Annotated in this window: 17 protein-coding genes; 10 read left to right on the forward strand and 7 right to left on the reverse strand. The window is 71.5% G+C overall.

Annotated features, from left to right (window positions below):
- Positions 1 to 635 precede the first annotated feature (635 nt).
- On the reverse strand, positions 636 to 1,061 hold the full coding sequence (locus tag WH85_RS14600; protein WP_045742394.1) for a MarR family transcriptional regulator: 426 nt from the start codon (positions 1,059 to 1,061) through the stop codon (positions 636 to 638).
- A 174-nt stretch (positions 1,062 to 1,235) separates the two neighbouring features.
- Here WH85_RS14600 and WH85_RS14605 point away from each other — a divergent pair, with 174 nt between their 5' ends.
- The 6 genes from WH85_RS14605 (at position 1,236) to WH85_RS14630 (ending at position 10,782) form a co-directional block, all read left to right on the forward strand.
- Positions 1,236 to 4,451 carry an efflux RND transporter permease subunit gene (locus tag WH85_RS14605; RefSeq protein WP_045742395.1) on the forward strand — a complete coding sequence of 1,072 codons (3,216 nt, stop codon included), beginning with the start codon at positions 1,236 to 1,238 and terminating at the stop codon, positions 4,449 to 4,451.
- Positions 4,452 to 4,526: 75 nt separating this feature from the next.
- Positions 4,527 to 5,753 carry an MFS transporter gene (locus WH85_RS14610; RefSeq protein WP_045742396.1) on the forward strand — a complete coding sequence of 409 codons (1,227 nt, stop codon included), beginning with the start codon at positions 4,527 to 4,529 and terminating at the stop codon, positions 5,751 to 5,753.
- An 83-nt stretch (positions 5,754 to 5,836) separates the two neighbouring features.
- On the forward strand, positions 5,837 to 6,781 hold the full coding sequence (thrB, locus tag WH85_RS14615; protein WP_045742397.1) for a homoserine kinase: 945 nt from the start codon (positions 5,837 to 5,839) through the stop codon (positions 6,779 to 6,781).
- Positions 6,782 to 7,076: 295 nt separating this feature from the next.
- Positions 7,077 to 9,101 (forward strand): transcription termination factor Rho, encoded by a 2,025-nt coding sequence (gene rho / locus WH85_RS14620; protein WP_045742398.1) that lies wholly within the window; start codon positions 7,077 to 7,079, stop codon positions 9,099 to 9,101.
- A 128-nt stretch (positions 9,102 to 9,229) separates the two neighbouring features.
- A complete protein-coding gene (locus tag WH85_RS14625) occupies positions 9,230 to 10,390 on the forward strand; it encodes a nitric oxide synthase oxygenase (protein ID WP_045742399.1) in 1,161 nt (386 codons plus the stop codon).
- Positions 10,387 to 10,782 carry a VOC family protein gene (locus WH85_RS14630; RefSeq protein ID WP_045742400.1) on the forward strand — a complete coding sequence of 132 codons (396 nt, stop codon included), beginning with the start codon at positions 10,387 to 10,389 and terminating at the stop codon, positions 10,780 to 10,782. The genes WH85_RS14625 and WH85_RS14630 overlap by 4 nt, the downstream gene beginning before the upstream one ends.
- Here the strand turns inward: WH85_RS14630 and WH85_RS14635 are convergent.
- The 3 genes from WH85_RS14635 to WH85_RS14645 are packed head-to-tail and all read right to left on the reverse strand — an operon-like array spanning position 10,766 to position 13,344.
- Positions 10,766 to 11,383, reverse strand: coding sequence for an RNA ligase family protein (locus WH85_RS14635; RefSeq protein ID WP_045742401.1), 618 nt, complete (start codon positions 11,381 to 11,383; stop codon positions 10,766 to 10,768). The genes WH85_RS14630 and WH85_RS14635 overlap by 17 nt on opposite strands.
- Positions 11,384 to 12,280 (reverse strand): phosphatase domain-containing protein, encoded by an 897-nt coding sequence (locus WH85_RS14640; protein WP_045742402.1) that lies wholly within the window; start codon positions 12,278 to 12,280, stop codon positions 11,384 to 11,386. It lies immediately after the preceding gene.
- Positions 12,277 to 13,344: an RNA ligase gene (locus WH85_RS14645; RefSeq protein WP_045742403.1), complete on the reverse strand. Its 1,068-nt coding sequence runs from the start codon at positions 13,342 to 13,344 to the stop codon at positions 12,277 to 12,279. The genes WH85_RS14640 and WH85_RS14645 overlap by 4 nt, the downstream gene beginning before the upstream one ends.
- 196 nt (positions 13,345 to 13,540) lie before the next feature.
- Between WH85_RS14645 and rpmE the strand changes: the two genes are divergently transcribed.
- Positions 13,541 to 13,765 carry a 50S ribosomal protein L31 gene (gene rpmE / locus WH85_RS14650; protein ID WP_045742404.1) on the forward strand — a complete coding sequence of 75 codons (225 nt, stop codon included), beginning with the start codon at positions 13,541 to 13,543 and terminating at the stop codon, positions 13,763 to 13,765.
- A gap of 84 nt (positions 13,766 to 13,849) precedes the next feature.
- Positions 13,850 to 14,923 carry a peptide chain release factor 1 gene (prfA, locus tag WH85_RS14655; protein ID WP_045742405.1) on the forward strand — a complete coding sequence of 358 codons (1,074 nt, stop codon included), beginning with the start codon at positions 13,850 to 13,852 and terminating at the stop codon, positions 14,921 to 14,923.
- Positions 14,924 to 14,937: 14 nt separating this feature from the next.
- Here prfA and WH85_RS14660 read toward each other — a convergent pair whose 3' ends face one another.
- The 3 genes from WH85_RS14660 to WH85_RS14670 are packed head-to-tail and all read right to left on the reverse strand — an operon-like array spanning position 14,938 to position 19,010.
- Positions 14,938 to 16,260 carry an outer membrane protein assembly factor BamB family protein gene (locus WH85_RS14660; protein WP_045742406.1) on the reverse strand — a complete coding sequence of 441 codons (1,323 nt, stop codon included), beginning with the start codon at positions 16,258 to 16,260 and terminating at the stop codon, positions 14,938 to 14,940.
- Positions 16,257 to 17,513: an outer membrane protein assembly factor BamB family protein gene (locus WH85_RS14665; protein ID WP_045742407.1), complete on the reverse strand. Its 1,257-nt coding sequence runs from the start codon at positions 17,511 to 17,513 to the stop codon at positions 16,257 to 16,259. Before WH85_RS14665 ends, WH85_RS14660 begins: the two co-directional genes overlap by 4 nt.
- A complete protein-coding gene (locus WH85_RS14670; RefSeq protein WP_045742408.1) occupies positions 17,514 to 19,010 on the reverse strand; it encodes a GGDEF domain-containing protein in 1,497 nt (498 codons plus the stop codon).
- A gap of 82 nt (positions 19,011 to 19,092) precedes the next feature.
- Here WH85_RS14670 and prmC point away from each other — a divergent pair, with 82 nt between their 5' ends.
- A complete protein-coding gene (gene prmC, locus WH85_RS14675) occupies positions 19,093 to 19,950 on the forward strand; it encodes a peptide chain release factor N(5)-glutamine methyltransferase (protein ID WP_083449015.1) in 858 nt (285 codons plus the stop codon).
- A 36-nt stretch (positions 19,951 to 19,986) separates the two neighbouring features.
- A complete protein-coding gene (locus WH85_RS14680) occupies positions 19,987 to 20,631 on the forward strand; it encodes an L-threonylcarbamoyladenylate synthase (protein WP_045742409.1) in 645 nt (214 codons plus the stop codon).

Here is a 20,631-nt window from a genome sequence, read left to right on the forward strand (position 1 = left end):
CGCCAACCCGCGCCCGTTCATCTGGACCAAGACCGCCGAGGAGATCCTCGAATCAATCGCCAGATTTTGTGACCGAATTTCCGGCGCAGGACACTAGCCGCGCCCGTAGAGGTGCCTTGGACGACGGCTGCGTGGGTTCGCCCGTCGTTCAGTGCTGTCCCGCGTTCGCATGTGCGCCGTGACCGACGGCCGGGGTCTTGCAGCCCGTTGGTTGAGTGTTGTCTGGCAGGCTTGAGCGTGCCGTGGTGGACGGCTGCGGGTGCCCGGCCGTTGTTGGGGGCTGTTCGGTGGGCTTGGGCGTGCTGTGGTGGACGGCTCGGGGTGGGCGGCCGTTGTCTGCGGCGGTTTTGCCGGGCTGAGGGAGCCGTTGACGACGGCTCGGGGTGGGCGGCCGTCGTCCGCGGCGGTTTTGCCGGGCTGCGGGAACCGCTGACGACGGCTGGGCAACGCGGATCGGATCGAGCGGGGCGTCACGGAGCCGCCGGGCGTCACGGAGCGGTTGGGCGCCACGGAGCCGCCGGGCGCCACGGAGCCGCCGGGAAGTGCGGATCGTGTCGGGCGCCGTGGATCGGGCCGGGGCCGCCGAGCTGCGTCAGACGGTGGAGCGGGCGTCGGCGGGCGCTCTCACTCGTACCCTAAGGAGAGGGTGACGGGAAGTCCGTGGCCAGCGCCTCGCGGATCAGCAACTCCATCGCCTGAGCGACGATCTCCAACTCCTCGGCTGAGAGCCGGCTGAGGAGGACGCGCTGTTTCTCCGCGCCGGCGGTGATGATTCCCTCGATGAGCTCCGTGCCCGCTCTGGTGAGGCCGATGCGGCGCACCCGGCGGTCCTGGAGGTCTTCCGTGCGGGTCACCAGGTCCTGCACGACCAGGCGGTCGATCATGCCGGTCAGTGCGGCCGCGCCGACGCCGACCATGCGGGCCAGTTCGCTTCCGGCGAGGGCGCCGTTGCGGGAGAGCAGCAGCATGATCTTGAGTTGCGACATCGTCAGGTGCGAGGAGAAGAGCGGGTCCGACCGATCGTCGGCGAACAGGTGCTCGAGCCTGATCTGCGCGCCCATGATGTCTGCGATGAGCTTCTCTTTCTGGCTCAGCGCCTGCTCCTTTTGTGACGTGTTGATGGCGTGTGTGCTGCCAGCTGATGACGGACGCTACCAGGAGGCCCCGGTCAAAAACCATTTGTTCGCGTCAGGCAAACTATCAGTATCAACCGAACTTTCATCGGGGGAGTTCCCATGTCCGGTCTGACACGGCTCAGCCTTGCCAACCGAGGTCTGGTCGCACTGATCGCCGTCGTGATCAGTGCGTTCGGCCTCTACGCGATCCCCTCACTCAAGCAGCAGCTCTTCCCGTCGATCGAGCTGCCCGCGGCGTTCGTCAGCGCGGTGCTGCCCGGCGCGTCGCCGGAGACGGTCGAGGAGCAGGTCACCAAGCCGATCGAGGACGCCGTCAAGGGCATCGACGGCATCGACACGGTCACGTCGACCTCGCGGGAGAACGCCTCCAGCGTGGTGGTGATGTTCGAGTTCGGCACGGACATCGAGTCCGCGGTCAACCAGGTGACCACCTCGCTCAACCGGATCCAGGCGCAGCTGCCGGAGGGCGTCGACCCGCAGGTGTTCGCCGGCGGCACCGACGACATCCCGGCGATCGTGCTCGCCGCCACCGGCGGTTCGGACGAGAGCGACCTGCTGCGGCGCCTCAACGAGACCGTGGTGCCGGAGCTCAACGCCATCGTCGGCGTCCGGGACACCCAGGTCACCGGCGCCCGCGCCGAGCAGGTCGTGATCACCCCCGACCTGGCGAAGTTCGGTGCGGCGGGTGTCAGCCCGGCGTCGCTGACCAGCGTGCTGCAGGCCAACGGCGTGTCGATCCCGGCCGGCGCGGTGACCGAGGGGGAGCAGTCGCTGACCGTGCAGGTCGGCACCCCGATCACCACCGTCGAGCAGCTCGAGGGCGTCTACCTGACCGGCTCGAAGGGCCCGGTGCGTCTCGGTGACGTGGCGAGCGTGGAGAGCAAGCTGCCGGCCGCCGAGTCGTACACCCGCACCGATGGGGTGAACAGCCTCGGCATCGCGGTCACCGCACGCCCGGACGGCAACCCGGTGGAGATCTCGCACGAGGTCCGGGACATCCTGGCGAGCCTGGAGGAGTCCTCCGGCGCCACCCTCACCGTGATCACCGACCAGGCGCCGTACGTGGAGCGGTCCATCGAGAGCCTGACCACCGAGGGCCTGCTCGGCCTGCTGATGGCCGTCGTGGTGATCCTGGTCTTCCTGCTCAGCATCCGGTCGACCCTGGTCACCGCGGTCTCCATCCCGCTGTCGGTGCTGGTCGCGCTGATCGCGTTGTGGATCGGTGACTACACCCTCAACCTGCTCACCCTCGGCGCGCTCACCATCGCGGTCGGCCGGGTGGTGGACGACTCGATCGTCGTGCTGGAGAACATCAAACGCCATCTGGAGTACGGCGAGGAGAAGGTGCACGCCATCCTCGGCGCGGTCCGTGAGGTGGCCGGGGCGGTGCTCGCCTCCACCCTGACGACGGTGGCCGTCTTCGCCCCGATCGCTCTGGTCGGCGGCCTGGTCGGGCAGATCTTCTCGTCCTTCGCGATCACCGTCACGGTGGCGCTGCTGGCCTCGCTGTTCGTGGCGCTGACCATCGTGCCGGTGCTGGCGTACTGGTTCCTCAAGCCGCCGGCCGCGGGCGCCGACAGCGAGGCGGTCCGCAAGGCCGCGGAGGAGAAGGAGCTGCGCAGCCCGCTGCAGCGCGGCTATCTGCCGGTGATCCGGTTCGCCACCACCAAGCGGTGGACCACGGTGCTGATCGGCATCGCCGTCCTGATGGGTACGTTCGCCCTGTCCACCCGGCTGGAGACCAACTTCCTGGACGAGTCGGGGCAGGACAGCCTGACGATCAGCCAGGAGCTGCCGGCCGGCGCCAGTCTGGCGGCCACCGACGCGGCGGCCAAGAAGGTGGAGAGCCTGCTCGCCTCGCGGGAGGGCGTCAAGACGTACCAGGTGACGGTCGGCGGCAACTCGGCCAACCCGTTCGCCGGTGGTGGCGGTGGTGGCACGGCCAGCTTCAACGTGGCTCTCGACGAGGACGCCGACGTTGAGAAGATCACCGGCGATCTGCGGGACGAGTTCGCGAAGCTGACCGACGCCGGTGAGATCAAGATCGGTCAGGAGAGCTCCGGTGTCGGCAGCAGCGGCCTCTCCGTCCAGGTGAACGCCGCGGACACCGACGTGCTCGCCGACGCCACCGAGCAGGTGCGGGCCGCGATGGCCGGGATCGGCGGGGTCACCGACGTGGACACCACGCTGTCCACCAGCGTGCCGCGACTGCAGGTGGTGGTGGACCGCAAGGCCGCCGCGGCGGCGGGTCTCACCGAGGCTCAGATCGGTCAGACGGTCGCTTCGATGTTCCGGTCCGCCCCGGCCGGGCAGATCGCGGTGGACGGCTCCACCCAGGACGTGGTGATCTCGTTCGGCACCGCGCCGGCCGACGCCGCCGCGGTCCGGGCCCTGCCGCTGACCACCGCCAAGGGCGTCGTCCCGCTGGACCAGGTCGCCGACGTCGAGGAGGTGGCCGGCCCGGCGACGGTGAACCGGGTCGACGGCGACCGCACCGCGACCGTCACCGGCACGGTGACCGGTTCCAACCTGTCCGCGGTCAACGCCGACCTGACGAAGAAGCTCGAGGCCATCAGCCTTCCGGCCGGCGCCGACTACACCGTCGGTGGTGTCAGTGCCGACCAGCAGGAGGCGTTCGAGCAGCTCGGCCTGGCCGTGCTGGCCGCCATCGCGATCGTCTTCGTGATCATGGTGGCGACCTTCGGCAGCCTGCTGCAGCCGGTGATCCTGCTGGTGTCGATCCCGTTCGCGGCGACCGGCGCGATCGGCCTGCTGCTGCTCACCGGCACCCCGCTCGGCGTTCCGGCGTTGATCGGTGTGCTGATGCTGGTCGGCATCGTGGTGACGAACGCCATCGTGCTGCTGGACCTGATCAACCACTACCGGGCCGCGGGCATGGGTGTGCAGGAGGCGGTGATCGAGGGTGGCCGGCACCGGCTGCGCCCGATCCTGATGACCGCCATCGCGACCATCTTCGCCCTGATCCCGATGGCGCTCGGCCTCACCGGCGAGGGCGGCTTCATCTCGCAGCCGCTGGCCATCGTGGTGATCGGCGGTCTGGTCAGCTCCACGCTGCTGACCCTGGTGCTGGTGCCGACGCTCTACACCCTGGTCGAGAACCGCAAGGAGAAGTCGCGGGCCAAGCGGGCGGCGAAGCGGGCCGGCAAGGCCGCCCCGGAGCCGGCCGGGGACGAGGCGCCGGCCGAGGAGGAGCCGGTGACCGTGCCGGACGACTCCGCGGTGAAGGACGGCGGGGCACTGCGCGGTTACACCGACCAGTTCGAGGTGCTGAAGATGCCGAAGAAGCAGGAGTGACCACCTGATGATCAGCGATGCCCGGTCCTTCGCGGCCGGGCATCGCCGTGTCCGGGGACCACGTAAAGTCGCCAGGTGCCACCCACCCTTTCGGTCCTTACCCGCAATCGTGATTTCCGTCGCCTTTTCGCGGCTGAACTCGTGGTCTTCGGCGCGGACTGGTTCGTCATGGTCCCGCTGTTGGTGCTCCTGCCGGAACTGACCGGCAGTGGCGCCTGGGGCGCTCTGGTGCTCGCCGCCGACACCGGGATCACCGCGCTGCTCCTGCCGTTCACCGGCACCATCGCCGATCGGCTGGACCGGCGCCGGATCCTGGTGCTGGCCAATTTCGCCTCGTTCGCCGCGGTGCTGCTGCTGTTCGCGGTGCGGTCCGCGGCGACGGCGCCGCTGGCCCTGGTCGCGGTCGGCGCGATGGCGGTGGCGAAGGCGTTCTACTCGCCGGCCGCCTCGGCCGCCCTGCCCAACGTGGTGGACCCGGTGGACCGGCCGGCCGCCAACGCCGTCGCCGGGTCGGCCTGGGGGACGATGACGGTGGTCGGCGCCTCCCTGGGCGGCGTGGTCAGCAGCGCCGCCGGGCCGTACGTCTGCTTCGCGGTGACCGCGGTCCTGCTCCTGGCCGGAAGCCTGCTGACCGGCCTGATCCGGCGCCCGTTGCAGGCGCCGCGCGCCGGCGGGGCACCGCAGCCGACCATGCACGCCCTGCTCGAGGCGTTGCGCTACATCGGCGCCCGGCCCCGGCTGCGGGCCCTGGTCACGGTGAAGTCCGCGGTCGGCCTGGGTAACGGCGTGCTGACAGTCTTCCCGCTGATCGCGGCGGCGCACGGGGCCGGCGCGATCGGGGCCGGCCTGCTCTTCGCGCTGCGGGGCGCGGGTGCGCTGATCGGGCCGATGGTGATGCGGCCGGTGCTGGACCGGCCGCGCTGGCTGCTGACCGCGCTGGCCCTGTCGATGGGCCTGTACGGCGTCGGCTACCTCGGCGTGGCGTTCGTCCCGTGGTTCCCGGCGGTGCTGGTGCTGGTCTTCGTCGCGCACTTCGCCGGTGGCAGCAACTGGGTGCTGTCGAACTACGCGCTGCAGGGTGAGGTGCCGGACGAGCTGCGCGGCCGGGTGTTCGCCACCGACATGATGCTGGCGACGCTGGCGATCGCCATCAGTCAGCTGGGCGCCGGCGCGGTGATCGACCACGTCGACCCGTCGGTGGTGATCGCCACCTGCGCCTCGATCACCATGGTCTACGCGGTCGGCTGGTGGATCGTGACCCGGTGGACGGCGGGCACCCCCGTCGCGAGTGAAAAGGCATGAATCCGGAGCGTCGTCGATTCGACATGCGGGATTACCAGGGGCGGGGCGCTTCGGTTGAGATGATCACCCCATAGCATGTGGCGATGGGTCTGTCCTTCGTCACTGAACCGGTCTCGGTCAGCACTCCGGCGACCAGCGCCAATCTCGGGCCCGGCTTCGATGCGCTGGGTCTCGCGCTGACGCTCTACGACGATCTGACCGCGCGGGTGACCGACGGCGAATTCTCGGTGACCGTCACCGGTCAGGGTGCGGGGGAGTTGCCGACCGGCGCCGATCACCTGGTGATCCGTTCGATGCTGGCGACCTTCGACGAGCTGGGGCAGCGTCCGCCCGGCCTGGCGGTCGAGTGCGTCAACCGGATCCCGCAGGCGCGCGGGCTGGGCAGTTCGTCGGCGGCCATCGTCGGCGGCGTACAACTGGCCCGTGGCCTGGTCCGGGGTGGTCTGGAGCTGCTCGACGACGCGGCCGCGCTGCGCATCGCGGGCCGGCTCGAGGGGCACCCGGACAACGTCGCGCCCTGCCTGCTGGGCGGTTTCACCATCGCCTGGACCGAGGAGACCGGTTCCCGGGCGGTACGCCTGTCGCCGGCCGACGGCGTGCGGCCGACGGTGTTCGTCCCCGCCGAGCGCGGGTACACCGCGACCGCCCGGGCCGCGTTGCCGGCCGAGGTGCCGCACGCCGACGCGGCCTTCAACACCGGCCGGGGCGCGCTGCTGGTGCACGCCCTCACCCGGGACCCGTCCCTGCTGTTCCCGGCCACCGAGGATCGGCTCCACCAGGGTTACCGTGCCGCCGGGATGCCCGAATCGGCGGCCCTCGTGGCGGCGCTGCGGGCTGCCGGGGTGGCCGCGGTGATCAGCGGCGCGGGTCCCACCGTGCTGGCGTTGTCCGAGGTCCCGGCCGATTTCGCAGCGGGTGCGCAGTGGCGCGGCGAAGTGCTGGGCGTGGATGACGCCGGTGCTCGTGTGAAAGGGGGTATGGTGGAACACGCCGAGCGGGGCCCTGTTGCCGCAGGTCGCACGAGTTGACTACGCTCAAGACCTAGCACAGCCGCGAAGCAAGCGATCTCTGCGGTTCGGCGCACCCCCGAGATTTCTGGGCCTTCATGGCCTGTCTCAACTCTCATCAAGGCACACGCCGGGCAGCAGTTGATAATCGCTGCAATCGCCGAGACCTACCCGTCAAGCCCTGACGGGCAGGGATACCGGTCGAGCTGCCGTGCTGCACGAACTCCCGCGCCGCTGCTGCGAAGCGGGTTCCGAGGGCACCCGGCCCAGGCTGCAGTTCCGGGTGATCTCGGTTTTTTCCGACGGAAGGAATCCATTGAGCGACACCACCGACGTGACGTCGGGTGTTTCTGACGTCGCTGACGGCGCAGGCACCACCGCGACTGCCACGAAGCGCCGCCGTGGCGGCACCGGGCTCTCCGCGATGCTGCTGCCCGAGCTGCAGAGCCTCGCCGCCTCCCTCGGCATCTCCGGTACCGCCCGGATGCGCAAGGGTGAGCTGATCACCGCGATCTCCGAGCGTCAGAGCGGCGGCTCCGCCCCGGCCGAGACGGCCCCGCGTCCGCGCTCCAACAGCTCCGAGACCGTCACCACGGCTCCCGCCCCGGCGCAGGCCGCACCGGTCAAGGCCGCCCCGGCGGAGACCACCCCCGCGCCGCAGACCGCAGCCGCCCCGGCCGTCACGGCCCCTGCCGCCCCGGCCGAGCAGCCTGCCGCTCCGGCGGCGGAGCGTCCGTCCCGGAGCCGCCGTGAGCGTGGCTCCCGGCAGAGCACGCGGGAGACCGCGCCCGCCGAGAGTGTGGAGGCCGCGCCCGCCGGCGCCGCAGCGGCGGCCCCCGCCGCGACCTCCACCCCCGAGGCCCCGGCCACCGAGCCGGTCGAGCGTGCCGAGCGCCCCGAGCGGGGCGACCGCCCGGAGCGCGGCGAGCGCAACCGGGACCGGCAGCGCAACCAGCGTGACGGTCAGCGCGACCGCAACGACGACCGTGGTGACCGCGGCGATCGGGGGGACCGCGGCGACCGCGGCGACCGTGGTCCGCGCGCCGACCAGGGCCACGACGACGACGGCGACGACGACGCCGGCCGCCGGAGCCGGCGCAGCCGGTTCCGTGACCGCCGCCGTGGCCGGGACCGCGACGACAACCAGCGCGACGACAACCGCCGCGACGGTGGCGGCCGGGAGCCGCACGTGTCCGAGGACGAGGTTCTCGTCCCGGTCGCCGGCATCCTGGACGTGCTGGACAACTACGCGTTCGTGCGGACCACCGGTTACCTCTCCGGCCCGAACGACGTCTACGTGTCCATGTCGCAGGTCAAGAAGTACGGTCTGCGCCGCGGTGACGCGGTCACCGGCGCGGTGCGGTCCGCCCCGCGGGACACCGGTGGCGAGCAGCGCCGGGACAAGTACAACCCGCTGGTCCGTCTGGACACCATCAACGGGATGGAGCCCGACGAGGCCCGCCGGCGTCCCGAGTTCTACAAGCTCACGCCGCTCTACCCGCAGGAGCGTCTGCGGCTGGAGACCGAGCCGCACATCCTCACCACCCGCATCATCGACCTGGTGATGCCGATCGGTAAGGGCCAGCGCGCGCTCATCGTCTCCCCGCCGAAGGCCGGTAAGACGATGGTGCTGCAGGCCCTGGCCAACGCCATCACGCACAACAACCCGGAGTGCCACCTGATGGTGGTGCTGGTGGACGAGCGGCCCGAAGAGGTCACCGACATGCAGCGCACGGTGAAGGGCGAGGTCATCGCGGCCACGTTCGACCGTCCGCCGCAGGACCACACCACGGTCGCCGAGCTCGCCATCGAGCGGGCCAAGCGGCTGGTCGAGCTGGGCCACGACGTGGTCGTGCTGCTCGACTCGGTGACGCGTCTCGGCCGGTCGTACAACCTGGCCGCGCCGGCCTCCGGCCGGATCATGTCGGGTGGTATCGACTCGACCGCGTTGTACCCGCCGAAGCGCTTCCTCGGCGCGGCGCGCAACATCGAGAACGGTGGCTCGCTCACCATCCTCGCGACCGCGCTGGTGGAGACCGGGTCGATGATGGACACGGTCATCTTCGAGGAGTTCAAGGGCACAGGCAACGCCGAGCTCAAGCTCGACCGCAAGATCGCTGACAAGCGCATCTTCCCGGCCGTGGACGTCTCCGCCTCCAGCACCCGTAAGGAAGAGATCCTTCTGGGCAAGGAGGAGCTGGCGATCATCCACAAGCTCCGCAAGGTGCTCAGTTCGCTGGAGTCGGGCGCTGCTCTGGACCTGCTGATGGACCGTCTCAAGCAGACGCGTACCAACATCGAGTTCCTGATGCAGATCGCCAAGTCCACTCCTGGCGAGTAACCACGCAAAAGCGACGCAGCCCACCCGATCGGGTGGGCTGCGTCGCTTTTGTCGCACAACTTGTCTGATTCGCCCCGTACGGGGTCGTGCGAACCTCCGGTATCCATTCGCTACCTCGGAGGCGCTCGATGACCGTGCCCGGCTACCGGGACCAGCCCACCGAACCCTGGGACCGCGATGCGCCGGCCGATCCCGAGGAGGCCGAGGACTTCCTGCGCCGCTGCTACACCGAGAACCCCCGGCTCGGGCCGGTGGAGCCGCGGCTGGCGATAGTCCGCGCGCAGATCGCCGCCACCGGCACCTACGTGCACACCACCGAGGAGCTGACGCACGGCGCCCGGATGGCGTGGCGCAACGCGAGCCGCTGCATCGGACGGCTCTACTGGCGCAGCCTGCTGGTGCTGGACCGGCGCCGGGCCCGTACCGCCGATGAGATCTTCTCGCTCCTCGTCGGGCATCTGCGGGCCGCGGGCGACACCGCGATCCGCCCGGTGATCAGCGTTTTCGCCGCCGCTCAGCCCGGCCTGCCGTACGCCAAGGTCTGGAACGAGCAGTTGATTCGCTATGCCGGGTACCGCACCGACGCCGGGCAGACGATCGGCGACCCCCGCCAGCAGGCGCTCACCGCGGCGGTCCACGCCTGTGGCTGGCGCGGCAAGGGCGAGGCCTTCGACGTCCTGCCCCTGGTCATCGAGACCCCCGCCGAGGGCGTCCGGCTGTACGAACTCCCGGAACGCGCCGTCCGTGAGGTGCCGCTGACCCATCCCGAGTACGCCTGGTTCGCCGAACTGGGCCTGCGCTGGCATGCCGTGCCGGCGATCGCGAACATGCGGCTCACCATCGGCGGGGTGCACTACCCGCTGGCCCCGTTCAACGGCTGGTACATGGGCACCGAGCTGGGTGCGCGCAATCTGGCCGACGGCGACCGGTACGACATGCTGCCGCTGCTGGCCGCCCGGATGGAGCTGGACACCAGCCGGGAGTCGACGCTGTGGCGGGACCGCGCCCTGGTCGAGCTGAACCGGGCGGTGCTGCACAGCTTCGAGCGGGCCGGGGTGAAGATGTCCGACCACCACACCGAGTCGCAGCGGTTCCTCACGCACCTGCGCAACGAGGAGCGGGCCGGCCGTCCGGTGCCGGCCGACTGGACCTGGATCGTCCCGCCGATGTCCGGCGGCATCACCGGGGTCTTCCACCGTTACTACCAGGAGATGGACCTGCGCCCGGCGTTCTATCTGGACGACGAGGCCGCGCGCCTGGCCCAGGGGTGTCCTAGGTTGAGCGGATGACGTCGTTCATCTCACACACGACCGTGAACGCCACCGATGCCTACGCGCTGAGCGAGTGGTGGCGGCAACTGCTGGACTACGTCGACGACCCGGCGGATCCCAACGAGCCGGGCCACGAGGAATGCCTGATCATGTCGCGGGACGGGCGGCACAAGGTGCTCTTCATCGAGGTGGCCGAACCCAAGGGCGCGGAATGGAACCGCCTCCACTTCGACCTGCGGCCGGCCGACGGCACCCGGGACGCCGAGGTCGAACGGGTGATCGGGCTGGGCGGCAAACCGGTCGCCGACCTGCGTCAGCCGGACGGCACCGGCTGGGTGGTGTTCCAGGACCCGGAGGGCAACGAGTTCTGTGTGCTGCGCAGCGAGGAGGAGCTCAAGCGAACTCGTTGAGCGGGAAGTCGTCCCGGTGCCGCCAGGACGCCTCGGTGCGGACGTGACCGGGGCGCACCCATTTGAGCACCTTGCGGTCGAAGTCGGCGGCCGTGATCCGGCCGGCGGCCCGGATGACGAAGCCCTCCGAGGTGTCGTCGTCGCGCTGCGCGGACCAGGCCGTCCGGGCCTCGGTGATGCTGCCGCCGCGGTAGAGCACCGGCACCATCGGCAACTCCAGGCGCCGGGCCCAGTCGACGGTGTCGTCCCAGCCCAGCAGGGTGTCCGTCTCGTCCCAGATGCCGAAGACCAGGAAGACGCCGGGTAGGTCGGCGTAGGCGACGCTGCGGCGGGCCCACATGGACTCGCCGCAGACCCGCCACTGATCCGGGATCCGGTACGCCGTCATCGCCCACAACGCCTTGGCCGGCCGGTCCCACGGGTGGGTGCCGGAGTCGAGCGACCGGGCGTACATCGAGTCCCGGGTGAAGGTGAGGTTCCCGCCGTCCATCTTCTCGGTCACCACCAGTTCGCCGTCGAGCCACGACAGATCCGGCTGGATCCGGTCGTCGCCCGAGGCGCCGGGGGAGTCCGGCAGGTGGAACGTCCGCGGGTACTTCACCTAGAAATCACCCTCCGCCACCTGGAACACGGTCAGGCCCAGCGATCGCCACATACGTACCACCTGCCGGCGGTCGTCGAACACCCCCACGACCCGCCAACGATCACGGATCTGCTCGTCGAAGATCTCGCGCTTGACGATCGAGTCCTTGCGGCTGTCGCCCTCCGGCCGCATGAACAGCGCCTCGTAGGGCACCCCCACGAACAGCTCCAGCCAGGCCTCGGTCTCCGCACGGCAGGCCGCGTCCCGCCCGGAGCAGAACACGATCGCGTGGCCGGCGGCGTGCATGGCCCGGACGGCGGCGATCACCGCCGGGTTCGGCGAGTCCTCACCGACCCGGGACCATTCGTACGGGCTGCGGTCGCCCATCAGCGCGACGGTGCCGTCGATGTCGACCAGTACCACCGGCGGCAGCGACTCGTCGGCCTCGTAGACCACGCCCGGACCGCCCCGGTCCACGAACGGGATCGGCAGCGGCAGGTTCTTGCCGGCCAGGTAGCGCTGGTGCATGCGGCGGATCGGGTCCTCGCCGACCCGGTCGTCCTCCGGCCGCTCCGCGTCGCGCCGGACGCACTCGTCCACCGGCACGTCGGTGAAGTCGTGCACCTCGAACGACGCGTTGAACCGGGCGGCCATCTCGGCCCACTCGCGGACCGTCTTGGCGCGCAGGTTGGTGTCGTCGACGATGACGCTGGCGTGCGCCCGCAGCAGGGCCTCGACCGACGACCGCTGTGCGTGCGTGACCTGCGCCTCGGCCGCCTGGGTGAAGAGGCGCCGACCGTGCAGCATGCGCCGCAGGTCGTCCCGGTTGACCCGGAGCACGTCCGGCTGCAGTTTGCGGGCGAACGTGGTCTTGCCGGAGGCGGGCAGCCCCCGGGTGATCAGCAGTCGCGTCATTCCTCGTTCTCCCCCATGCTGCCGTCACCGGCCGGCCGCGCACGCTGCCACAGGCCGGGACGGTAGTCCTTGCCGTCGAGCCGCAGGAAGAGCTCGCCCCGGAAATCGGTGCGCAGCGCCTCGGCGGCGAACTCCTTGCGTCCCCAGCCCTGCGGGAGGGTGGCGACGATCTTCTCGTAGGCGGCCTCGACCGCGGCGGCACGGGCGTCCACGAGGGCGGTCAGCTCGGCGGCGATGCCGAGGACCCACCGGTGGAACTCGTCCGGCAGCGGGGCGATCAGGTCGTCCAGGTCGCCGCCGGCGGCGAGGATCTCCCACACGGTCCGCGGCGTGAGGCCGGTGACCAGACGGTGCAACCGTACGTAGTCCGCGTACTTGATCTTCACGCGCTGGTCGGCCTCGGTGAAGTGCACCACCAGGCCCTCCCGCCCGGCACGGGGCTCGGCGGCCAGCGCCTCGGCGAGGGTCGCGTAGGCGAACGACTCGACGACCGGTCCCGGCCAGCCGGGCACCGCGGACGGCCCGTACGAGCGGCCGGTGGCGATGTCGACCGCCCCGAGCAGCACCAGATCGTCGAGTCCGCGGTAGTCCACGACGATCCGGTTGTCCGGATAGATGATCTCCACGAGCACGGTCAGGCCGGCCGGCGGACGGAACTGCGCATAACGCGTACGCAGAAGGTCGGTGGCATGAACGGCCTGAGCCGACGCGAAGGACCCCCGGGTGGCGACGGCGTAGCCGGAGCCGTCGTGGTAGATCACCCCGAGGCTGCCGTCCGCCTTGTCGGTCACGCTGACCGCGGCGCCCGGATCGAGCACCGGAGCGTGCCCCTCGGTGTGGTTGAAGAACTTGGGGAACGGGCGTGCCAGCACCCGGCCGTCCGCGTCCACGATCAGACCGCGGCAGGCCAGCGTCACCGGCGTCCAGGCCGCGGCGTACTGGCAGGCTTCGGTGTAGTTGTGGATCCGCAGGTCGAGGGTGGGATGGCGCTGCACCCTGACCAGGCCTCCGTCGATGGCGGCGGCGAGTTCGGCCGGATCGAGGACGTCGTGGAGCAGGGTCATCACGGTGCCTGTTCTCTGCGGGAATTCCGGAAGGGGTGCTCACGTTATCCAGGGCGTATCCAGTTGCGCCGCCTGATTTCCGTCGGGTACGGAGGTCATGGCAGACTGATACATCGGCCAGTAGGGGTTCCGGTTCACGCCAATCGTGGAAGAACGGCGACCCGGCGACCCGATCATCGAGAGGGACCGAGAAGACATGAAGAGCGGCATCCACCCGGAGTACACGACCACCAACGTGATCTGCTCCTGCGGCAGCACCTTCACCACCCGTAGCACCGCCAAGGGCGACGAGATCCGCGTCGAGACCTGCAGCGCCTGCCACCCGTTCTACACCGGCAAGCAGCGCGTCCTCGACACCGCGGGCCGGGTGGCGAAGTTCCAGGCGAAGTACGCGAAGGTCAACGCCGCGAAGAAGAAGTAACCGCTTCAACGGCGCCCGTCCCGGCTCTCGGGACGGGCGCCGTTCGCGTGTGTCCGCGTCCGTGTCGCCGCTGGGGGAAATTCGATGAGCACCGACCGTCTGACCATGCTTCTCGACGAGTACGCCGACCTGGAGAAGCGGATGGAGGACCCCTCGATCCACACCGACCAGGCGCTGGTCCGGCGGGTCGGCCGCCGGTTCGCCGAGCTCGCGCCGCTGTACGCCGCACACACCGAGCTGGAGTCGGCCCGCGCCGACCTGGCCGCCGCCAAGGAGCTGGCAGCCGAGGACCCGGCGTTCGCCTCCGAGGTCGAGGCGGTCGCGGCGGTGCTGCCCGCGCTCGAGGAGAAGCTCGGCGAGATGCTCATCCCGCGCGACCCGAGCGACGCCAAAGACGTGATCATCGAGATCAAGGCGGGCGAGGGCGGCCAGGAGTCCGCGCTCTTCGCCGGCGACCTGCTGCGGATGTACACCCGGTACGCGGAACGCCGCGGCTGGGTGGTCGAGGTGATCGACTCGCAGGAGTCGGACCTCGGCGGCGTCAAGGACATCTCCTTCGCGGTCAAGACGAAGGGCGCGCCGGAGGGCGGCCACGGCGTCTGGTCCCGGATGAAGTGGGAGGGCGGCGTGCACCGCGTACAGCGGGTGCCCGTCACCGAGTCGCAGGGCCGCATCCACACCTCCGCGGCCGGCGTGCTGGTGCTGCCGGAGGCCGAGGACGTCGAGGTCCAGATCGAGCCCGGTGACCTGCGCATCGACGTGTACCGCTCGTCCGGCCCGGGCGGCCAGTCGGTCAACACCACCGACTCCGCGGTCCGGATCACCCACCTGCCCACCGGCACCGTGGCCAGCTGCCAGAACGAGAAGAGCCAGCTGCAGAACAAGGAGGCCGCGATGCGCATCCTGCGGTCCCGGCTGCTGGCCCAGGCACAGGAGGCGGCGGACGCGGCGGCCGGTGACGCCCGCAAGGCGCAGGTCCGCACGGTCGACCGTTCGGAGCGGGTCCGCACCTACAACTTCCCGCAGAACCGGATCACCGACCACCGGGTGGGGTACACGGCGTACAACCTCGATCTGGTGCTCGGCGGGGAACTGGACGGTGTGCTGGACGCGCTGGCCGCCGCCGACCGGCAGGCCCGGCTGGCCGGCAAGGCGTAGGCGACGACCAGGTCCTAGTCGCCGACCGCCAGCACCACCAGGCGGTCGTCGCGGTCGCAGACCAGGTGCCGCCCGGCGGCGTTGCACACGCCCTGCTCGACCGACTCGAGGATGCCGGCCCGGACATACCGCCCGGTGATCGTGTCCAGGACGCTGATCACACTGAGCGGGGCCGTCGCGCCGACCACCTTGTGGAACAGCACCAGCCGGTCGGCCTTCTCCAGTTCCAGGCCCAGCGGGTAGCCCGGAGCCGGCCCACCGATCCGCCGGCCGGTGGCCGTGTCCAGCAGGACCTGCTCGGTGCGCGGGGCCGAGGCGGTCGAGGCCAGCACCCGGTCCGGGCCGATCGTGAAGGCCAGGTGGAGCCGCTCGCGAACCCACCGGGACCGCCCGGTGGCGCCGTCCAGCCCCAGCAGGGCGTCACCGGCGTCGACGCAGATCACCGGCCCGCAGCCGGCGAGGAACCCGACCGGACCGCTCGGCGTCTCCCAGACCTTCTCCAGGGTGTCCGGGCGGTACCCGGTGAGCACACCGTCGGCCGACCGCATCTGCCCGACCACCAGCAGGCCCCCGTGCAGCAGGAGGACCGTGTCGCGGCTGTCGCCCGGGAGGCTGGCCTGCCACGGCACCGTCCGCTCGGAGAGCACCGAGCCGTCCGCGTAGCGCAGCAGCCGCAGCCGTCCCCGGCGGTCGCCGGTGACGATGTGCTCGCTGCCGGCCGCCAGCACCTGGGAGCCGCCGAGGTCACGTTCCCAGAGGATCGAGCCGCTGCGCGGATCGATCCGCCGGAGCTTCTCCAGACCACCCGTCTCGTCCCGGTCGGCCAGCAGGAGCCCACCGGTGCCGGACGGCTGGACATCGCCTTTCTGCCGCCACAGGTCGGCCCCGGTCCGCGGATCCAGGGCCCGGGTCGCGGCGGCGAACATCAGGCTGCCGACCGAGCCGTCGTCGTATCTGACGGTGTGCACCTGCTCGTCCTCCGGTGCCAGCAGCAGGCCGCTGCGCTCCCCGGAGAGCCAGGTCAGCGGTTCCGGATAGTCGCGGGCCCACCGGACCGTGCCGGTGGCCGTCTCGTACGCGGTCAGCCGCGCCCGGCCGTCGACGGTGGTGTACGCGAAGAGGCCGTCGTCGCGGGCCACCACCCAGTCGTCCGGCTGCATCGGCGCCGACCAGACCTCACGGACCGTGGCCGGCTCGGCCGAGCCGGCCGACGCGCCGAGCCCCAGCGCACACAACAGCACCACCCCGGCGGTCAGCAGACGCCGGGACGCCCGCGGGCCGGACCCGGACCGGCGTTCCCCGGCCTCACCGATCTCGCCCAGCTCGATGACGGTCACGAGGGCACCGCCGCCACGTCCAGCCGGCCCAGACCCTCGCAGACCAGATAGCCGGGTACGGTCCGGCAGCGTTGCAGCGCCGGTGTCACGGCCAGCGCCCCGAGGGTGACGTGGCGGCCGCTGACCATGTCCAGCCGGGTCACCGCCACCCGGTCCTGGAGATCGGTGATCGGCCGCAGCAGCAGCACCCGGGAGCCGGCGTTCTCGTCGTCCACCGGCCGGCCGCGCAGGTTCTCCACCAGTCGCCTTCCCGTGCGGCTGTCCACGAGCGTGTGCGCCGTCCCGCTGTCGTCGTCGAGCAGGATGCGGTCGACGCTCAGCCCGGACCAGCCGTTCGCCTCCGGGTCGGACCAGAGCCGCCGGCCGGTGCCCGGGTCGTACGCCGCCAGGCCCGACCTGGTGAACGCGCACAGCACCGTCCCGCACCCGGAGAGCGGACCGTCGCCGGCGTCGATCGCCCGGACCTCCTCCAGGCTGTCCAGGTCGTAGACGCTGGACACGGTGCCGTTCCCGGCGTCGTGGTACGCCAGCAGCAGCCCCTGCTCGGCGGTCAGCATCACGTACCGGTTGGCGGCCGGATCGGTGGCCAGTGCGGGGATCCGCCGCCTCGTCAGGACCGCGGCGTCGGCGTAGCGCAGCACCGTCACGTCTCCGCGGGTGTCGGTGGTGACCACCCGGTGGTCGCCCACCACCACGTCCGTGGACGCCTCGGTCCGTGTCCAGAGGGTCCGGCCGTCGGCCACGTCGATCAGCCGCAGCCGCCCGTCCTCGGTGATCAGCATGCCGGGGTCGGCGAAGTCGGCCGGCACGATGTCGCCGCTGATCCGCCACGCCTCCGCGCCGCTGTCGGTGCGCAGCGCGACCGTGACCGCGGTGCCGTCCTGCGGGTAGAGGCCGAGCATCAGCAGGCCGGCGTCGTCCCGGGTCTGCTGGAAGCCGACGGTGTCCGTGGTGTTCCAGCGCCACCGTTCGGCGCCGGTGGCCAGGTCGTAGACGATCAGTTCGGTGTCCGCGCCGTCCCGCCCGCGCAGCAGGTAGGCGGTGTCGCCGGCCAGTTCGAGTCCGTCACCGTCCTGGAACACGGCACTCCACAGCGGACGCACCCCGGGCTGGCCCGGCCGGACCGAACCGGTGCAGCCGAGCAGGGTGAGCGCCGCGACCAGGGTGACGCCGGCACGGCGTACCCCCTGGGGGTCCGCTCTGATCCGACCGTCCGGGCCGGCACCCGGCTCGCCGAGGTCGATCAGCGTCATCTACGTCGGCTTCCGGCTCGCCGCCGCGGAGGCCAGGGCGGCGCTGAGGCCCCGCCCGTTGGCGCCCACCTCGGACCAGCCGGCCGCCAGGCCGATCGGGGTGCCCGGGACCAGGGCCTGCCAGTTCTCCGAGGTGGCGGCCGCCCCGATCCGGCGGGCCACCTCGGCCGCCTGGTTCGGCCCGGCGCCCGGCAGGACCAGCACGAACTCGTCGCCGGCGAACCGGGCCACGAAGTCACCGCGGCGCATCACCCGGTGCAGCACCCCGGCGATCCGCTGCAGCACCAGGTCGCCCAGGTGCCGGCCGTGCCGGGTGTTGACCGTGGTGAAACCGACCACGTCGCAGACGCCGACCGCGGCCCGTTCGCCCCGCGACAGCAGGGTGTCGACGTAGCGTTCCAGCTGGCGGCGGTTGGGCAGGCCGGTGAGCGGGTCGACCATCGACTCGTCGCCGTAGCGGTGCGGGTCGCGGTGTGTCTCCTGCGCGTCCAGCCGGGCGGCCACCCCGTCGAGGTAGCCGTCGCGCAGCTGGTCGATGCGCTGGGCGGCGAGGCGGAACGCGTAACGGTCGGCGAGGTGCGCCGCGGCGTGGTCGCCCGCGGCGGCGTGGCAGATGCTGCGCAGCCGGGCCGGTTCGGGGGCGCCGAGGACCTGGGCCGACACCGCGACGGCCTCCAGCAGGGCCAGTGCGCGTTCCGGTTTGCCGGCCGCGATGGTCAGGCAGACCGAGCCGAGATGCCGCAGGTCACGGGTGCGGACGCTGTCGCCGCCGCCGGTCAGCCAGCGGGCCGCGTCGGCCTCGGTGGGCTCGCCCAGCGCGGCCCGCCGGGCCAGGGCGTAGCCGTAGACGGCCCGGCTGCTCGGCCGCAGCTGGTCGATGGCGACGTAGCGGGACAACTCGGCGTCGATGTCGCGCAGCACCCGCAGGCAGCCGTCGGTGTCGCCCTGGTGGTCGAGGGCGACGGCGTTGCGCAGCCGGATGCCGGGCGCGGCGAAGACCTCGGGCGTGATGCCGACGCTGGCCCCCACCTCGCGGGCCTGCTCGATCGCGGTCAGCGCCTGCCCGTGGAAACCCAGGTAGGAGTAGGCCATGGCCAGGTCGTGCCAGCCCCAGGCGGTCTCGGTGTCCCGGTCCGGGACGGCGGCGAGTGCCCGGGAGGCCTGCACCAGGTGGGTGACGCCACGGTCCAGATTGTTCTGCAGGTGGGCGCCGAGCGCCGCGAACGCGTGCATCTGACCGCGCAGGTAGGGGTCCGGCACCTCCCGCACCGCGGCGGAGGCGGCCGTCATCGCGGTGGCCAGCTCGGCGACACGGCCGAGATTGATCAGTGCGCCGAACCGCTGGACGAGCGCGTATGCGCGGGTCGGCGGATCGTCGGTGGCAGCCAGCACCGCATCGAGGATCGGTAGTGCCTGCGCGGACTGCCCGTTCTGCTGCAGTTGCTCGGCCCGCCGCAGATCCTCGACGTGTTCCGCGAGCTGGTCCAACCAACCCACCCGGCGCCTCCCACGGCCTCGGCGCGTCGCCGGGTCACCCGGCCGGTCCCCAGCGTTCGCGACGTCCCATGATTATGCCGTGATGCAGCCTGACGAACACCCCCGTACTCGCCTGAGCCCCGCGCTGGCGGCCGCCGTCGCGGATCTCGCGGCGTCCGGGGTGGAATCACCCCGGGTCGATGCGGAGTTGTTGGCCGCGCACGTGCTCGGCGTGTCGCGCGGGCGCCTGCTGCTCATCGACACGATCCGCTCCGCCGAGCTGGACCGCTTCCGCTCGCTGGTCGCTGACCGGGCCCGCCGGATCCCGTTGCAGCACCTGCTCGGCACGGCCGCCTTCCGGCACCTGGAACTCGAGGTGGGCGACGGGGTGTTCGTGCCGCGCCCGGAGACCGAGCTGCTGGCCGGGTGGGGGATCGAGCACGCCGCCCCGGGGTCGGTCGTGGTCGACCTGTGCAGCGGCAGCGGGGCGATCGCCCTGTCGGTCGCCGACGAGAGCGCGGCCGGCCGGGTGATCGCGGTGGAGCGGTCGCCGGCGGCGCTGGCCTACCTGCGGCGCAACGCGGCCGGCTTCGCGGCGGTCGAGGTCGTCGAGGCGGACGTCACCGCGCCGGGGCTGCTGTCCGAACTGCACGGTGCGGTCGATGTGCTGCTGTGCAACCCGCCGTACGTCCCGGACGACACGCCCGTCCCGCCCGAGGTGTCCGACCACGACCCGGCCGAGGCGGTGTTCGGCGGCGACGACGGGCTGGACGTCATCCGTCCGGTGATCGACCGCGCCGCCGAACTGCTCAAACCGGGTGGAGTGGTCGGTATCGAACACGACGACGTGCACGGCACGGCGGTGCCCGGCCTGCTCCGCGCGGACGGCCGGTTCACCGAGGTGACGGCCCACGACGATCTCACCGGCCGTCCCCGCTACGCGACCGCCCGCCGCGTCTAGGGCAGCGGAAAGGCGCATGGCAGACTGCATCTCGTGATGCTCTACGACTGCGCCACCGTGGCGGACCGGGACCGTGGCATCGCCGCGGCCGTCGAGGCGGCCAAGAGCGGCGAGCTGGTGGTGATGCCGACCGACACCGTCTACGGGGTCGGCGCGGACGCCTTCACCCCGCACGCGATCACCCAGCTGCACCACGCCCGCGGGTCGGACCGCCGGGTGCCGCCCCCGGTGCTCGTCGGTTCCCGGCACACCCTGGACGGTCTGGTCTACTCGCTGCCCCGCGCGGCCCGCGAACTGGCCGACGCGTTCTGGCCGGGCGCGCTGACCATCATCGTGGAGCATTCGCCCAGCCTGCGATGGGATCTCGGCGACACCGGCGGCACCATCGCGGTCCGGATGCCGCTGCACCCGGTCGCCCTCGAGGTGCTGCGCGAGGTCGGCCCGATGGCGGTCACCACCGCCAACAAGGTCGGCTCGCCCGCGCCGGTCACCGCCGACGAGGCCCGCGACCAACTGGAGTATGCGGTGCGCGTCTACCTGGAGGCCGGCCCGGCCGCCGACCCGGCGCCGAGCACCATCGTCGACGTGACCGGTGACGTGCCCCGGTTGTTGCGAGCCGGCGCCATCCCGCTGGAGAAACTCCGGGACGTCGTGTCCGACATCGTCGACGGGCAGGCCTGA

The organism is Actinoplanes rectilineatus (genome assembly GCF_000962825.1).
Classification (GTDB): domain Bacteria; phylum Actinomycetota; class Actinomycetes; order Mycobacteriales; family Micromonosporaceae; genus Actinoplanes; species Actinoplanes rectilineatus.

Excerpts from the sequence above, each read along its gene's own strand:
- WH85_RS14600 (WP_045742394.1), bottom strand. The coding sequence starts at position 1,061 with ATGGGCGCGCAGATCAGGCTCGAGCACCTGTTCGCCGACGATCGGTCG.
- WH85_RS14605 (WP_045742395.1), top strand. The coding sequence starts at position 1,236 with ATGTCCGGTCTGACACGGCTCAGCCTTGCCAACCGAGGTCTGGTCGCA.
- thrB (WP_045742397.1), top strand. The coding sequence starts at position 5,837 with ATGGGTCTGTCCTTCGTCACTGAACCGGTCTCGGTCAGCACTCCGGCG.
- WH85_RS14625 (WP_045742399.1), top strand. The coding sequence starts at position 9,230 with ATGACCGTGCCCGGCTACCGGGACCAGCCCACCGAACCCTGGGACCGC.
- WH85_RS14630 (WP_045742400.1), top strand. The coding sequence starts at position 10,387 with ATGACGTCGTTCATCTCACACACGACCGTGAACGCCACCGATGCCTAC.
- WH85_RS14640 (WP_045742402.1), bottom strand. The coding sequence starts at position 12,280 with ATGACGCGACTGCTGATCACCCGGGGGCTGCCCGCCTCCGGCAAGACC.
- WH85_RS14645 (WP_045742403.1), bottom strand. The coding sequence starts at position 13,344 with ATGACCCTGCTCCACGACGTCCTCGATCCGGCCGAACTCGCCGCCGCC.
- rpmE (WP_045742404.1), top strand. The coding sequence starts at position 13,541 with ATGAAGAGCGGCATCCACCCGGAGTACACGACCACCAACGTGATCTGC.
- prfA (WP_045742405.1), top strand. The coding sequence starts at position 13,850 with ATGAGCACCGACCGTCTGACCATGCTTCTCGACGAGTACGCCGACCTG.
- WH85_RS14665 (WP_045742407.1), bottom strand. The coding sequence starts at position 17,513 with ATGACGCTGATCGACCTCGGCGAGCCGGGTGCCGGCCCGGACGGTCGG.
- prmC (WP_083449015.1), top strand. The coding sequence starts at position 19,093 with ATGCAGCCTGACGAACACCCCCGTACTCGCCTGAGCCCCGCGCTGGCG.
- WH85_RS14680 (WP_045742409.1), top strand. The coding sequence starts at position 19,987 with ATGCTCTACGACTGCGCCACCGTGGCGGACCGGGACCGTGGCATCGCC.